At 54.9% G+C, this 15284-nt stretch carries 12 protein-coding genes; 11 read left to right on the top strand and 1 reads right to left on the bottom strand.

The features are described from left to right. The first annotated feature begins 450 nt into the window (after positions 1 to 450). From gshA to BM029_RS06740, 11 genes are all read left to right on the top strand, one after another. A complete protein-coding gene (gene gshA, locus BM029_RS06790) occupies positions 451 to 1749 on the top strand; it encodes a glutamate--cysteine ligase (RefSeq protein WP_092433851.1) in 1299 nt (432 codons plus the stop codon). Between the two features lie 44 nt (positions 1750 to 1793). Continuing rightward, complete coding sequence (gene gshB, locus BM029_RS06785; protein ID WP_092413956.1) at positions 1794 to 2735, top strand: glutathione synthase; 942 nt, start codon at positions 1794 to 1796, stop codon at positions 2733 to 2735. A gap of 121 nt (positions 2736 to 2856) precedes the next feature. Next, a complete protein-coding gene (locus BM029_RS06780) occupies positions 2857 to 3261 on the top strand; it encodes a PTS sugar transporter subunit IIA (protein WP_092413955.1) in 405 nt (134 codons plus the stop codon). Positions 3262 to 3320: 59 nt separating this feature from the next. Next, positions 3321 to 3590, top strand: a complete 270-nt coding sequence (locus BM029_RS06775) for an HPr family phosphocarrier protein (RefSeq protein WP_092433848.1) — start codon at positions 3321 to 3323, stop codon at positions 3588 to 3590. A 164-nt stretch (positions 3591 to 3754) separates the two neighbouring features. Next, positions 3755 to 5509 (top strand): phosphoenolpyruvate--protein phosphotransferase, encoded by a 1755-nt coding sequence (gene ptsP / locus BM029_RS06770; protein WP_092433883.1) that lies wholly within the window; start codon positions 3755 to 3757, stop codon positions 5507 to 5509. Positions 5510 to 5747: 238 nt separating this feature from the next. Next, a complete protein-coding gene (locus tag BM029_RS06765; protein ID WP_092433844.1) occupies positions 5748 to 6926 on the top strand; it encodes a homoserine O-succinyltransferase MetX in 1179 nt (392 codons plus the stop codon). After that, entirely contained in the window at positions 6916 to 7518 is a 603-nt protein-coding gene (metW, locus tag BM029_RS06760; protein ID WP_092413952.1) for a methionine biosynthesis protein MetW, read from the top strand. The genes BM029_RS06765 and metW overlap by 11 nt, the downstream gene beginning before the upstream one ends. A 104-nt stretch (positions 7519 to 7622) precedes the next feature. Then, positions 7623 to 8858 carry an AmpG family muropeptide MFS transporter gene (locus tag BM029_RS06755; protein ID WP_092433842.1) on the top strand — a complete coding sequence of 412 codons (1236 nt, stop codon included), beginning with the start codon at positions 7623 to 7625 and terminating at the stop codon, positions 8856 to 8858. A 209-nt stretch (positions 8859 to 9067) separates the two neighbouring features. Then, the gene (locus BM029_RS06750) at positions 9068 to 10990 is read left to right on the top strand and encodes a PrkA family serine protein kinase (protein WP_092413950.1); all 1923 of its coding nucleotides are present in this window, start codon (positions 9068 to 9070) and stop codon (positions 10988 to 10990) included. A 60-nt stretch (positions 10991 to 11050) separates the two neighbouring features. Beyond that, positions 11051 to 12316 (top strand): YeaH/YhbH family protein, encoded by a 1266-nt coding sequence (locus tag BM029_RS06745; RefSeq protein WP_092433841.1) that lies wholly within the window; start codon positions 11051 to 11053, stop codon positions 12314 to 12316. Then, complete coding sequence (locus BM029_RS06740; RefSeq protein WP_092433840.1) at positions 12313 to 13842, top strand: SpoVR family protein; 1530 nt, start codon at positions 12313 to 12315, stop codon at positions 13840 to 13842. Before BM029_RS06745 ends, BM029_RS06740 begins: the two co-directional genes overlap by 4 nt. A gap of 48 nt (positions 13843 to 13890) precedes the next feature. Here BM029_RS06740 and guaD read toward each other — a convergent pair whose 3' ends face one another. Further along, on the bottom strand, positions 13891 to 15243 hold the full coding sequence (guaD, locus tag BM029_RS06735; protein WP_092433838.1) for a guanine deaminase: 1353 nt from the start codon (positions 15241 to 15243) through the stop codon (positions 13891 to 13893). Between the last annotated feature and the right edge of the window lie 41 nt (positions 15244 to 15284).

Here is a 15284-nt window from a genome sequence, read left to right as displayed (position 1 = left end):
CAGGTCCTACGGCAAGCTGCCCGCTTCGATGAAGCATCTCCGTGAAAGGCTCGTTAGCCTTCTCAATGACGAACGGCCCGATCGAAAATTCGACCGGGCCGTTAAGGCAAAACCACAGCGCTATGCTACTCGCGTTCTACGAAAACCTGCTTAACTGAACGGCATTAGCGCGTAATAGCGCTTTTTTGTTTTCCGGGACTTTAAAAATTCCCAACTGACCCGATGTAAACTTAGCTCGTATACCTGGTGGCTGCCGGATCGCTACCAGGCCGCTGATCCGGCCGTTGGATCGTCATGTTTAGTGGCATCACACCGGGTAACCGGCGAAACAATGCATTTCCCGTTAGAATCTGCGTCTCTTGCCTGTCGTGGAAGTCCTGAAAGAACATTCCATAACAGGCAGTTGCGCAAGTTGCAGACGCTACACAGCTCCCAAAAAGAAAGCTTTATATGGTTCCCCACCTTGTCACCGCCCTGAACGGCCCTTTGCTCGAACTGGAAAAGAAAATCCTCGCGGCCACGCCTGCCATCGAGCGTTGGTTCCGTATGGAATGGCAAGAGCACACACCGCCGTTCTATTGCTCGGTTGACCTGCGTAATTCAGGTTTCAAGCTGGCGCCGGTTGATACCAACCTGTTTCCAGGCGGATTTAGCAACTTGTCGCCAGAGATGTTGCCGCTGGCAATACAGGCAGCGATGGCAGCCATCGAAAAATATTGTCCGGATGCCAAAAATCTGTTGTTGTTGCCGGAGCTCAACACGCGTAACACTTTCTATTTGCAAAATGTAGCCCGGTTGATGCAGATATTCCGCCAGACAGGGCTGCATGTCCGGCTTGGTTCGCTTGACGAAGACCTGAAGGAGCCGAAAACCATCGAACTTCCGGACGGCAGCACGATCACGCTGGAGCCGCTGGAGCGCTCCGCCAACGGCCGTCGCCTGGGTCTGAAGAATTTCGATCCCTGCACCATTTTGCTGAATAACGATTTGTCTTCCGGTACGCCATCGATCCTGGAAAATCTTAACGAGCAAAACCTGCTGCCGCCGCTGCACGCCGGCTGGACTGTACGCCGCAAGAGCAACCATTTCGCAGCCTACGACGAAGTGGTCAAGAAATTTTCCAAACTGGTCGATGTCGATCCGTGGATGTTGAATCCGTTTTTCGCCAAGGTCGACCAGGTCGATTTCGAAGCCGTCGACGGCGATGACAAGCTAGCCGCCAGCGTCAGCTCGCTGCTGGCAAAGATACGCAAGAAATACAAGGAGTACGGCATCACTGAAAAACCGTTCGTGATCGTCAAGGCCGATGCCGGCACCGACGGCATGGGCGTGATGAGCGTGACCGATGTCAGTCAGATCAAGGAACTGAGCCGCAAGCAGCGCGAGAAACTGTCGCTGGGTAAAGCCGGCGGCGAAATCCACGACCTGATCATCCAGGAAGGCGTGCATACTTTCGAACATATCAATGATGCGGTGGCGGAGCCGGTGGTGTACATGATCGACCGCTATGTGGTCGGCGGTTTTTATCGGGTGCATGCCGAACGCGGCATCAATGAAAACCTGAACGCGCCGGGCGCCCATTTCGTACCGTTGGCCTTTGCCCAGCAACATGCGTTGCCGGATATGCTGGCCAAGCCTGGCACCACCGCGCCGAACCGGTTTTACATGTACGGCGTGGTCGCGCGACTCGGTTTGCTGGCGGCTTCGCTGGAAATGGAAAAGACCGATCCGAATCCGGAAGAATATTAATACTGTTGATTAGCACTCTGTCCTGACAACCATAGGGCCACAAAATGAAAATTGCTTTCCTCGCCGATCCGCTCGATACCTTCAAGACGTACAAGGACTCAACTTACGCAATGATGGTCGAAGCCGTCAAACGCGGCCATACCATCTATGCGTTCGAGCAAAAAGACATGGCGCTGGAAAGCGGGATTGTCACCGCCAACGTGATCCGTGTCAGCCTGACCGGAGATGACAAGGACTGGTATCGCGCCAGCGCGCCGGCATCCATGTTCCTATCGGAGTTCGATGCGATCTTGTTACGCAAAGACCCGCCTTTCGACATGGAATACATCTACACCACGTATCTGCTGGAACTGGCGGAAACGCAGGGCGCCCGGGTATTCAACAAGCCGCAGGCGATCCGCGACCACAATGAAAAGCTGGCGATTGCACAATTCTCCAAATACACTTCGCCCACCCTGGTGACACGTGATGCGGCGCGTTTGCGCGCCTTCCACGAAGAGCATCAGGACGTGATCCTGAAACCGCTCGACGGCATGGGCGGCACCGGTATTTTCCGGGTTCGGCAAGACGGCCTGAATCTTGGATCGATTATCGAAACCCTGACTGACAACGGGCATCGCACCATCATGATCCAGCGTTTCATTCCTGAGATCGTCGCCGGCGACAAGCGGGTGCTGGTGATCGGCGGCAAAGTAGTGCCTTTTTCGCTGGCGCGGATTCCGCAAGGCAGCGAAGTGCGCGGCAACCTGGCAGCCGGCGGCATCGGTGTGGCGCAGCCGCTGACGGCACGCGATCGCGAAATCGGCGAAGCACTTGGGCCGGTGTTGCTACAGCGCGGCCTGTTACTGGTAGGATTAGATGTAATTGGCGATTATCTGACGGAAGTGAATGTCACTAGCCCGACTTGCTTTCAGGAAATTAAGCAGCAGACTGGTTTTGATGTTGCCGAGATGTTCATTAATGCGCTGGAAGCAGCGCTGCAGTAATTGATTTATGTTGTCCTGATCGTCACGGTAAAAGTCGCGAAACAGGATGGTCGTTGTTGTAAAACCGCTATAAATATATAAACCCCGGACGAATCCGCAAGCAGGATTTGAGATTGAAACTATGATTGGCATTCTTCTTTTAACCCACGCCCCATTGGGCCAGGCATTCATCGCAGCTGCCTCTCACGTGTTTCGTCAAACGCCGGAGCGACTCGAAGCGATCGACGTGATCGCCGACCAGAATCCGATTGAAGTGCAAAAGCTGGCAAAACAGGCTGCAGCGCGGCTGGACGACGGTTCCGGGGTGTTGGTGATTACTGACGTCATGGGCGGCACGCCGTCCAATTGCACGCTGCCGTTTTGCACCGGCAGCCAGACTCAGGTGATTGCCGGTATCAGTTTGCCGATGCTGTTGCGCGCCTTGACCTATCGTAACGATACCCTTGATGTGGTGACCGAAATGGCGTTGGCCGGCGGTCAGGGCGGCGCGGTGCGGGTTGATAACCGGGTACGGTTGGCGCACTGACACACTAAGCAAGCCTGGGGCCGAGTCTTTCAATAAATCAAATATTAGATAAAAGACAAATGATTCAACAAGAAATCGAAATCATCAACAAACTCGGCTTGCACGCTCGCGCGTCAGCCAAATTTACGCAACTGGCAAGCAAATTCAAATGTGAAGTCTGGATGACCCGCAACAAGCGCCGTGTCAACGCCAAGTCGATTATGGGCGTGATGATGCTGGCAGCCGGCAAGGGCAGCACGATATTGCTGGAAGTTGACGGCGAGGATGAGAAAAACTGCTTTGATGCCTTATATCAGCTGATTCAAGATAAGTTCGGCGAAGGTGAGTAAAACGGCCTCTAGTGGAACGGCCCACACTTAAGCGCCCTTCGACAGTTTTAAGCCCGGTTGCCTTGGAGATGGGGTGTTGCCGCCAGCCAGCCTGAATGGCTTCGCGGCGCTTAAACCCCGTCTCGCAATTGATAAAATTCTATTCTTTTCAGCGGGCTGACCCGATGGCATCCTTTACCTTACATGGCATTCCGGTTTCGCGCGGCATCGCGATCGGCCGCGCCCATTTGCTGGCGCCGGCGGCAATGGACGTCAAACACTACCTGATCGGCGAAGCCGAGGTCGAGGCAGAAGTCCAGCGCTTGCAAAACGCGGTGACCAAGGTACGTACCGAACTGCAGACTATCCGCAGCGATTTGCCGAAAGAATCCCCACCCGAGCTAGGCGCTTTTGTCGATGTCCATCTGTTGATCCTGTCGGACCCGATGCTGGCCGAGATGTCGCTCGATATCATCCGTAACCGCCAATACAACGCCGAGTGGGCGCTGGTGACCCAGATCGACGAGTTGTCGGCGCAATTCGATGAAATCGAAGATACCTACCTGCGCGAGCGCAAAATGGACGTGTTGCAAGTCGGCGAGCGTCTGCTGAAAGTGCTGACCGGAACTTCCACCCGATTGCCGGAAGTTGATGGCGACGGCGCTTCTTTCGGGAATATCGTGGTGGTCGCGTATGACATTTCGCCGGCCGACATGTTGCAATTCCGCGACCGCGCCTTCGCCGGTTTCGTCACCGATCTCGGCGGCCAGAACTCGCATACCGCGATTGTGGCGCGCAGCCTGGACATCCCGGCTGCGGTCGGCATGAATAACGCTTCCCGGGTGATCAAGCAGGATGACTGGATCATCATCGACGGCGATGCCGGTGTGGTGATTGTCGACCCGGCAACGGTGATACTTAAGCAATATCGGGAACGGCAGGCGCATCTGCTGCGTGCACGCAGGAAGCTAGGCAAGATCAAGAAGACCCGTGCGGTTACCCTGGACGGGACCGAGATCACCTTGTTGGCCAACATCGAACTGCCTAGCGACTGTGCGGCGGCGATGGATGCTGGCGCCAGCGGTGTCGGCCTGTTCCGCTCGGAATTTTTGTTCATGGGCAGGATCGGCCCGCAACATGAGCTGCCGACTGAGGATGAGCAGTTCGAATCGTACCGGCAGGCGGTGATGGCAATGAAGGGACGGCCGGTGACTATCCGGACATTGGATGTCGGCGCCGACAAACCGATCAACACAGAAGAACAAACCGCGCTGAACCCGGCGCTGGGTTTGCGCGCGATTCGTTACTGCCTGGCAGAACCGCAACTATTCCTGACCCAACTACGGGCAATCTTGCGCGCCTCCGCCTTGGGCAAGGTGAAACTGCTGATCCCGATGCTGGCGCATGCCTTTGAAATCGATCAAACCCTGGCAATCATCGAGCAAGCCAAGCAACAATTGCGCGATGAAGGCATTGCCTTCGACGAAACCATCCAGATCGGCGCCATGATCGAAATTCCGGCGGCGGCTCTGGCTTTGCCGATGTTTATCAAACGCATGGATTTCCTCTCGATTGGCACCAACGACCTGATCCAATACACGCTGGCGATCGACCGTGTCGACCACGAAGTGGCGCATCTGTATAACCCGCTGCACCCGGCAGTCTTGTTTTTGTTGTCAACCGTGATTGCATTGGGCCGCAAAGCCGGGATCCCGGTGTCGGTGTGCGGCGAGATGGCGGGCGACGTCAAATTTACACGTTTGTTGCTGGGAATGGGTTTGCTGGAGTTTTCCATGCATCCGGCGCAGTTGCTGGCGGTGAAACAGGAAGTGTTGAATAGCGATCTGGACAATCTGATGCCGCAAACCAAAAAAATCTTGCGTAGTACGGAGCCGAGTGCAATTGCTGCGGCAGTCAGCCAGATGCGCATGCCGGCATAATCACTGTCCTGAAGTTCTAGTTTGACGCCAGGCCCCGACTTGGTTATTCTTGAGTTATCGCGCCGATTTGAATGGTTTCACCACCTCAGCTTGCGGGCGCGCGGCATCACCTGGTTTTCGGACCGGATGATGCTAAATAAATACGGCTAAAGCGAGCTTGAAGTACAAGCCCAGAATTTAGCCCGATTAGCGAAAGCTCTCGGGCTTTTTTTATTGTTATCAGGATCAGGTCCTTACCATGTCCCTCGGAATAGTTTCCCCGCAATCCATGCATTTCGCGACGCCGCTGCAGTTGCAAAGCGGCGCGCTGCTAGCTGATTACACGCTGGTGTATGAAACCTATGGCAGCCTCAACGCCGACAAATCGAATGCGGTGCTGGTCTGCCATGCCTTGAACGCCTCGCATCACGTCGCCGGCGTCTATCAGGACGACGAAAAGAATGTCGGCTGGTGGGACAACATGGTGGGGCCAGGCAAGGCGCTCGACACCAATAAATTCTTTGTCATCGGCGTCAACAACCTGGGATCCTGTTTCGGCTCCACCGGCCCGATGCATATCAATGCCGCCACCGGCAAGCCGTATGGCGCGGAATTCCCGGTAGTGACCGTGGAGGACTGGGTGCAAGCGCAGGCGCGTCTGGCCGATGCACTGGGTATCACGCAATTTGCCGCCGTCATGGGCGGCTCGCTGGGCGGCATGCAGGCGCTGGCCTGGAGTTTGTTGTATCCGACCCGTCTGCGCCATTGCGTGGTAATCGCTTCGACACCCAAACTGTCGGCGCAAAACATCGCCTTCAACGACGTCGCGCGCCAGGCCATCCTGACTGATCCTGGTTTTCATGGCGGCGATTATTACGCGCATGGCGTGGTACCCAAGAACGGCTTGCGCGTGGCGCGTATGGTGGGGCATATCACCTATCTGTCGGATGACGACATGGCGGAAAAATTCGGCCGCGACCTGCGTTCCGGTGCATACCAGTTCGGCTTTGGCATCGATTTTGAAATTGAATCGTATCTGCGCTATCAGGGCGATAAATTTTCTGAATATTTCGATGCCAACACCTATCTTCTGATCACCAAGGCCCTCGATTATTTCGACCCGGCCAAGGAATTCGGCGGCGACCTGACCCTTGCCCTGAGCAAGACCCAGGCGCAATTCCTGCTCGTATCGTTCATGACCGACTGGCGCTTTTCGCCGGAACGCAGCCGCGAAATCGTGCAGGCTCTGGTAAACAATAAACGTCGTGTCAGCTATGCCGAGATCGACGCACCGCACGGCCACGACGCCTTTTTGCTGGATGACCCGCGTTATATGGCTGTGGTGGGCGAATACTACAACCGCATCTGGCAGGAGCTGGAGCAGCCGGCCGTATCGAATGCAGTCACTGAAGTGGCAGGAGCAGTAAATGAATTTTGATCAACTAAGCAGTTTGCGCCCGGATCTGGCTTTTATCGCACATTGGGTGCGCGGTGAATCGCAAGTGCTCGACTTGGGTTGTGGCGACGGCGTCATGCTTGATTATCTGCAGTCAGATAAGCAATGCGCCGGCTATGGCGTTGAAATCGATGACAGCAAGATTCCCGCTTGTGTGGCACGCGGCGTTTCGGTGATTCAGCAGGATATGGAGGCCGGGCTGAACCTGTTTGCCGACGATGCCTTCGACACCGTGCTGTGCCTGTCGGCTTTGCAAATGATGAAAAATGTCGAAGGCGTATTGCGCGATATCGCCAGGGTCGGGCGCGAAGCGATCGTATCTTTCCCCAATTTCGCCTACTGGCCGCACCGGGTAGCGTTAATGCGCGGCCGCATGCCGGTGTCCAAGACTTTGCCGTACGAATGGTATGACACGCCCAACCTGCGTTGCGCCACCATCAAGGATTTTGAGGAACTGGCGAATGAAGTCGGCCTGGAAGTGCTGGAGTGCGTCGCCTTGCATGATGGCCAGCCGATATCGGTGTTGCCGAACTGGCGTGGTAGTCTTGCGGTATTCCGCTTTCGCAAGAAATAACCCGTAAAAATAAAGGATATGACGCCAGGCTCCGGACCCCAGACCATTGCTGAGGCCGCGCTCTGGCGTCATATCTTAAACTCCCCGCCACCGCGGGCGCATCCATGACATCAGATTCAAATCCCTGGCATCACTATCTCAACCGGCGCATGCTGATTTGCGCTTTCCTCGGCTTCAGTTCCGGCCTGCCGCTGTTTATTCTTCTCAGTTTGCTGCAAGCGTGGCTCAGTAAATCCGGCCTTGATGTGAAGGCGCTCGGCCTGTTCGCGCTGGTGATGTTCCCTTACACCTGGAAATTCGTATGGTCGCCGTTGATGGACCGCTTCCATTTCGGCAAACTCGGACGCCGGCGCAGCTGGATGATGCTGACCCAGGCTAGCTTGTTCGTTGCCATCGGCGGCATGGGCATGCTCAATCCGCACACGCAGATAGCGGCGATTGCCGTCATGGCTTCAGTGGTGGCGTTCTTGTCGGCCAGCCAGGATATCGTGATCGACGCCTATCGGCGCGAGATCCTGCCGGATAGCGAACAAGGCCTCGGCGCGGCGATCAACGTCAATGCCTATAAAGTGGCGGGCATGGTGCCAGGCGCCTTGTCGCTGTTCCTGGCCGATCACATGAGCTGGCAGGCGGTATTCTGGATCACCGCGGGATTCATGCTGCCGGGCTTGATCTGCACGCTGATGATCAAGGAACCGAGCGTGTACGGCGCACCGCCAAAGAACCTGCGGGAAGCCGTCTTGTTACCGTTTCAAGAGTTTATCGCGCGAGATGGCTGGCGTAGCGCCTTGTGGATACTTGCCTTCATTTTTCTGTATAAGCTCGGCGACAGTATGGCAACTGCGCTTGCTACCAGGTTTTATATCGATATCGGTTTCACGCTGACGCAGATCGGGTTGATTTCCAAGACCACCAGCTTGTGGGCCAGCCTGGTCGGCGGCCTGGTCGGCGGCATCTGGATGGTGCAGATCGGGATTAACCGCGCCTTGTGGATTTTCGGCGTGGTGCAAGCGGTAACCATTCTTGGATTTGCCTGGCTGGCGCAGACCGGTCCCGATCCATTGGTGCTGGCTATCGTGATCGGCGGCGAAGCGTTTGGCGTGGGTCTCGGCACTGCTGCCTTTGTTGCTTATATCGCGCGCACCACCGATCCGCGCTACACCGCAACGCAATACGCCTTGTTCACCAGCCTTGCTGCGGTGCCACGTACCTTCATCAATTCCTCGGTCGGTTATATCGTTGCGGAAACAGGCTGGTTCCATTTTTTCATTTTATGTTTCGTACTGGCGTTGCCGGGGATGTTGATTTTATTCAAGGTCGCACCTTGGAATGAAAAGTAAAAAGTACAAAGTAAGAAGTAAGGTGTAGCAAAACGGATAAAACCCTGTTGCATCTTAGAAAAAGGTTTAGAATCGAATCGTGTAATCCTCTTCTGGGCCGCATTGAAAGTGCAGTCAGCCGGTCAAGGAACTGCGAGTATCTGAAGAGGTCAAACTCGGTAGAAGTAATCTTCAATTTGTTTTCGCAACATCGTTGATGCGGGGGTGATATGGATATCTACAGCAGCTTTGCGAGTCGGTTCGACAAAACCAGAGAAGAAGAATTTTCTTTAGAAGAATATCTTGCGCTTTGTAAGACTGATCCCAGCTGTTATGCAACAGCCGGGGAACGCATGCTGATGGCGATAGGCGAGCCGCAACAGGTTGACACGCGCCACGATCCATCCTTATCGCGCATCTTCGCCAACAAGGTGCTCAAGGTTTATCCGGCGTTCAAGGAATTCTACGGCGCCGAAGAAGTGATCGAGCAAGTGGTCGCTTATTTCCGGCACGCAGCGCAAGGCCTGGAAGAACGCAAACAGATTCTGTATCTGCTGGGCCCGGTCGGTGGCGGTAAATCGTCGATCGCCGAACGTCTCAAACAGTTGATGGAACATGTGCCGTTTTATTCCCTCAAGGGATCGCCGGTCAATGAGTCGCCGCTGGGTCTGTTCGATTACGAAGAAGATGGCGCGATCCTGGAAGAACAATACGGCATTCCGCGCCGTTACCTGAGATCGATACTGAGTCCGTGGGCCGTCAAGCGCTTGCATGAATTCAACGGCGACATCCGCAAATTCCGCGTAGTCAAACGCTACCCGTCGATCTTGCGGCAAGTGGCCATTTCCAAAACCGAACCGGGCGACGAAAACAACCAGGATATTTCAACCCTGGTCGGCAAAGTCGATATTCGCAAGCTGGAACAATATTCGCAGGACGATGCCGATGCCTACAGCTATTCAGGCGGCCTGTGCTTGTCCAATCAAGGTTTGCTGGAATTCGTCGAAATGTTCAAGGCGCCAATCAAGGTGCTGCATCCGTTGCTGACTGCTACGCAGGAAGGTAACTTCAAGGGCACCGAAGGTTTTGGCGCGATTCCGTTCGACGGCATTATCCTGGCCCACTCGAACGAATCGGAATGGAAGGCGTTCCGCAACAACAAGAATAACGAAGCTTTGCTGGATCGTATCTATATAGTCAAGGTGCCGTATTGCTTGCGGGTGTCGGAAGAAATCAAGATTTACGAAAAGCTGATACGTACGTCTTCTTTGGGCAAGGCGATTTGTGCGCCGGGCACGTTGAAAATGATGGCGCAGTTCTCGATCTTGACCCGTCTGGGTGAACCGGAAAATTCCAGTATTTTTTCGAAAATGCAGGTGTATGACGGTGACAACCTGAAAGATAGCGACCCGAAAGCCAAATCGTTCCAGGAATATCGCGACTATGCCGGTGTGGATGAAGGCATGACCGGGGTCTCGACCCGCTTCGCCTTCAAGATATTGTCACGCGTATTCAACTTCGACTCGACCGAAGTCGCCGCCAATCCGGTGCACCTGATGTATGTGCTGGAGCAGCAGATCGAACGCGAGCAATTTCCGCAAGAGCTGGAGCAAAAATACCTGTCCTACGTCAAGGATACGCTGGCAACCCGCTATGCGGAATTTATCGGCAAGGAAATCCAGACCGCTTATCTGGAGTCGTATTCCGAATACGGCCAGAACGTCTTCGATCGTTATGTCACTTATGCCGATTTCTGGATACAGGATCAGGAATTCCGCGACCATGACACTGGCGAAAGTTTTGACCGGGCTGCCTTGAACGCTGAGCTGGAAAAAATCGAAAAGCCGGCTGGCATCAGTAATCCAAAGGATTTTCGTAACGAGATTGTGAATTTTGTGTTGCGCGCACGGGTCTCGAACGCCGGCAAGAATCCGCTCTGGACCAGCTACGAAAAACTGCGCGTGGTGATCGAGAAAAAGATGTTCTCGAATACCGAAGATTTGTTGCCGGTTATTTCATTCAACGCCAAAGGGTCGAACGAAGAATTACGCAAGCATGAAGATTTCGTCAATCGCATGGTCAGTAAGGGTTACACGCCGAAACAGGTACGCTTGCTGTGCGAATGGTATCTACGCGTGCGCAAATCGTCGTAAGGTGCGCATTGGGTACGTATTGAATAAAAGTACCAGCGACTCACCCTAGGAGAGCCGACCGTGTTGCATCAGATAATCGACCGTAGACTGTCTGGCAAGAACAAAAGCATTGCCAACCGAGAGCGCTTTTTACGGCGCTTTCGGGCGGCTATTCATCGCTCCGTGACCGAGGCCGTGCGCGATCGCGGCATCAAGGAAATCGAAAACGCCAAGAGCATCAGCATTCCGCGCAAGGGGATCAACGAGCCGATATTCGGTCACGGTCCCGGCGGCAAGCGTGAGATGGTCCATCCCGGCAACCAGGATTATCTGCAAGGTGATCGCATCGCCCGACCGGATGGCGGCGCCGGCGGTGGCGGCAGTTCGGCCAGCAATCAAGGGGAAGGCGAAGATGAATTCGTGTTCCAGCTGTCGCGCGAAGAATTCATGCAGTATTTCTTTGAAGACCTCGAATTGCCGCGCCTCATAAAAACCAACCTGCTCGCAGTGCCGAGCTGGAAAAACATGCGCGCCGGCTATTCGACTGACGGCAGCCCCAATAACATCGATATCGTCCGCTCGCTGCGCAGCTCGTTGGGACGCCGGATTGCACTCGGTTCACCGCTGGTGGTAAAGCTGCGTGAACTGGAACTGCTGATGGAGGCGCTCAAAGCGGATCCAGACGACCGGCGCGATGAAATCAAGCGGCTGGAAGATGATATCCATCATCTGAAAGGCCGCATCTGGCGCATCCCTTTCATCGATCCTTTCGACCTGCGTTATGTGAACCGGGTCAAGGTGCCGCAACCGTCTAGCCGGGCTGTGATGTTTTGCGTAATGGACGTATCGGGTTCGATGGACGAGCAACGGAAAGACTTGTCGAAACGTTTCTTTATCCTGCTCTATCTGTTCCTGACCCGTAACTACGAACATATCGAAGTCGTCTTCATCCGCCATCACACACGCGCCGACGAGGTCGATGAAGATACCTTTTTCCATTCGCAGGAAAGCGGCGGCACGGTGGTGTCGAGCGCGCTGGAATTGATGAAGAAGATCATTGACGAACGTTATCCGCCGGGGGACTGGAATATCTACGGTGCCCAGGCCTCCGATGGCGACAACTGGAACGACGATTCGCCGAAATGCCGGGAGCTGCTGGAACTGGAAATCCTGCCCCGCTCGCGCTATTTCGCCTACATCCAGGTAACGGTCGAAGAGCAGAATCTATGGACTGAATATCAGCAGATCGCTGCGGTCAACCCGCAATTCGCGATGAAAAAAGTGCAGGCCGCCAGCGAAATCTATCCGGTGTTCCGCGAACTGTTTGAAAAGCAGGTGCAGTCATGAACGACCGTCTGATCAATCAACCGCTGCCTTGCCCATCCGATTGGACGTTCGATCTTATCGAGCTTTATAACGACGAGATTGCCCGCGTTGCCGCGAATTATAAGCTGGACATCTATCCGATCCAGCTGGAAATTATCACCGCTGAACAAATGATGGATGCCTACGCGTCGGCCGGCATGCCGGTTAATTACCGGCACTGGTCGTTCGGTAAACATTTCCTGATGACTGAGCGCGACTACAAACGCGGACAGATGGGGCTTGCCTACGAAATCGTCATCAATTCGAATCCCTGCATTGCCTATCTGATGGAAGAAAACACCATGACGATGCAGGCGCTGGTGGTGGCGCATGCGGCGTACGGGCACAATTCTTTTTTCAAGGGAAACTACCTGTTCCAGCTGTGGACGGACGCCCACGCGATCATCGATTACCTGGTCTATGCCAAGATGTACATCGCAGAATGCGAAGAGCGCTACGGCTTTTCCAAGGTCGAGGAATTGCTCGATTCCTGTCACGCGCTGATGCATTACGGCGTCGACCGCTATAAGCGGCCGCAGAAATTGTCGCTGGAAAAAGAGCGGGCACAGCGGCGCGAACGCGCAGATTACATGCAGTCGCAGGTTAATGAATTGTGGCGTACCCTGCCTGAAAAAAAGGTGGGAGCGGCCGAACAGGTTGAAGGACGTTTTCCATCTGAAACACAAGAGAATCTCTTGTACTTCGCCGAGAAAAATTCACCGCTGCTGGAATCCTGGGAGCGCGAAGTGATTCGCATCGTGCGCAAGATCGCACAGTACTTTTACCCGCAGCGCCAAACCCAGGTCATGAATGAAGGCTGGGCTACGTTCTGGCACTACACGATTCTCAACACGCTGTATGACGAGGGCAAGCTGACCGACGGCTTCATGATGGAATTCCTGCACTCGCATAGCAACGTGGTGTATCAGCCGCCAGTCACCAAATCGTATTACAGCGGCATCAATCCCTACGCGCTCGGTTTTGGCATGATGACCGATATCCGCCGTATCTGCGAAAACCCGACCGACGAGGACCGCGAATGGTTTCCCGAGCTGGCAGGAACGCCTTGGCTGGATACCTTGCATTACGCGATGCGCAATTTCAAGGATGAAAGCTTTGTCGCGCAATATCTGTCGCCGAAACTGATACGCGACATGCGTCTGTTTGCCGTGCTCGACGATGAACGTCGCAGCGAACTGGAGGTGTCGGCCATTCACAACGAAGCTGGCTACCAGTACGTACGGCAAGCCTTGTCGCGCCAATACGATATCAACCACCGGGAACCGAACATCCAGGTCTGGTCAGTCAACACCCGCGGCGACCGCAGCCTGACACTACGTCATTTCCGTAGCGACGACCGGCCGCTGGCAGACGGTACCGATGAAATATTGCGGCACATGGCGCGCCTGTGGCAGTTCGACGTGTATCTGGAGAGTGTCGACGACAGCGGTAATGTTTTACAGCGCTATGAATGCGTTAGTGAAAACAAGTACATACTGCGGCCTTGATGTCGGATCAGGCGTAGGGTGGGCACAAATGCGTGCCCACCCTACGTCCTAGGTGCTCGCTACAGTCCGGCTATGCACCAATTTGCCTGCTGCATAGGTAGCCGCAATAGTCCGGTCATCCCCCAGCAACGCCAGTGCAAACAACAGTTCTTCCAGGCTTTCCGTGCGTTCGCTGCGGCGTGCCAACAGCGGTGTGGCTTGCGGGTCGAGCACGATGAAGTCAGCTTCAGTACCGGCGACGAAATTACCTATCGTACCTTCCAGTTGCATGCTGCGCGCACCACCCAGCGTGGCCAGGTAAAACATGCGCGACGCCGGCAGATAAGTGGTCGCCATACGCGCGACCTTGTAGGCTTCGTTCATGGTCTGCAGCATGGAGAAACTGGTGCCGCCGCCGACATCGGTAGCCAGCGACAGTGGCATTCCTGCCGCGTCGGCGCCCTTGAAGTCGAACAATCCGCTGCCGAGGAACAGATTCGAAGTCGGGCAAATCGCGATAGCCGATTGTGTCTCTGCCATGCGCTGACGATCGTGATTGTCGAGCCAGACGCAATGGCCGTACATGGAGCGCGGACGCAACATGCCGTATTTGTCGTACACGTCCATGTAGCTGCGCGAATCGGGGAACAGCGATTTGACCCAGGCAATCTCGTCGAGATTTTCCGCGGCGTGGGTTTGCAGATATACGTCCGGATAAGCCTGTGCCAGCTCTCCTGCCAGTTGCAGCTGGGCGTTGCTGGAGGTAGGCGCGAAACGTGGCGTGATCGCGTACAACTGCCGGCCGCGCTTATGCCATTTCTTCAGCAGCTCTTCCGTATCGCGAATGCCACCTTCAGCGGTATCTTGCAAGAAATCAGGGCAGTTCCGGTCCATCAGTACCTTGCCGGTCACCATCCGCAGATTGCGTGCTTCGCTGGCATTGAAGAAGGCATCGACTGAAGTCGGATTGACTGTGCAGTACACCATAGCAGTGGTGGTGCCGCAGCGAAGTAGCTCATCGATGAAGAATGTGGCGACATCGCTGGCGTGGGCCGGATCATCAAACTTGCGTTCGGTCGGGAAAGTATATTTTTCCAGCCAAGGCAACAAGCCCGGCGCCGGCGAGGCGATCATGTCCGTTTGCGGATAGTGCAAGTGGGTGTCGATAAAACCCGGCATGATGATCTTGCCGCGGTAATCCTGGATTTTCAGTTCGGTTTTCAGCTCAGCCCGCAATTGCACCGACAACTGCTGATAGTCGCCAGCTGCCACCACCTTGCCGTCGGCGATCAATAACAGGCCATCTTCGTGCCAGGCATGAGCGTTTGCTTGCAGGGCCGGATCGGCGGTGAAATGAAGAACGCTAGCGCGGTATGCCTGCAATGTGGACTGATCGATATTGCTGAAACTGATGGCTGCCATGAAACTATCCTTGAATGAAAACGCGTACAAACGCGTTATGA

Origin of the sequence: Collimonas sp. OK607, assembly GCF_900111995.1 — a bacterium.
In the GTDB taxonomy this organism is placed as follows: Bacteria; Pseudomonadota; Gammaproteobacteria; order Burkholderiales; family Burkholderiaceae_D; genus Collimonas.
The sequence above is the reverse complement of the archived record's forward strand: the minus strand, read 5'-3'. Positions and strand labels throughout refer to the sequence as shown.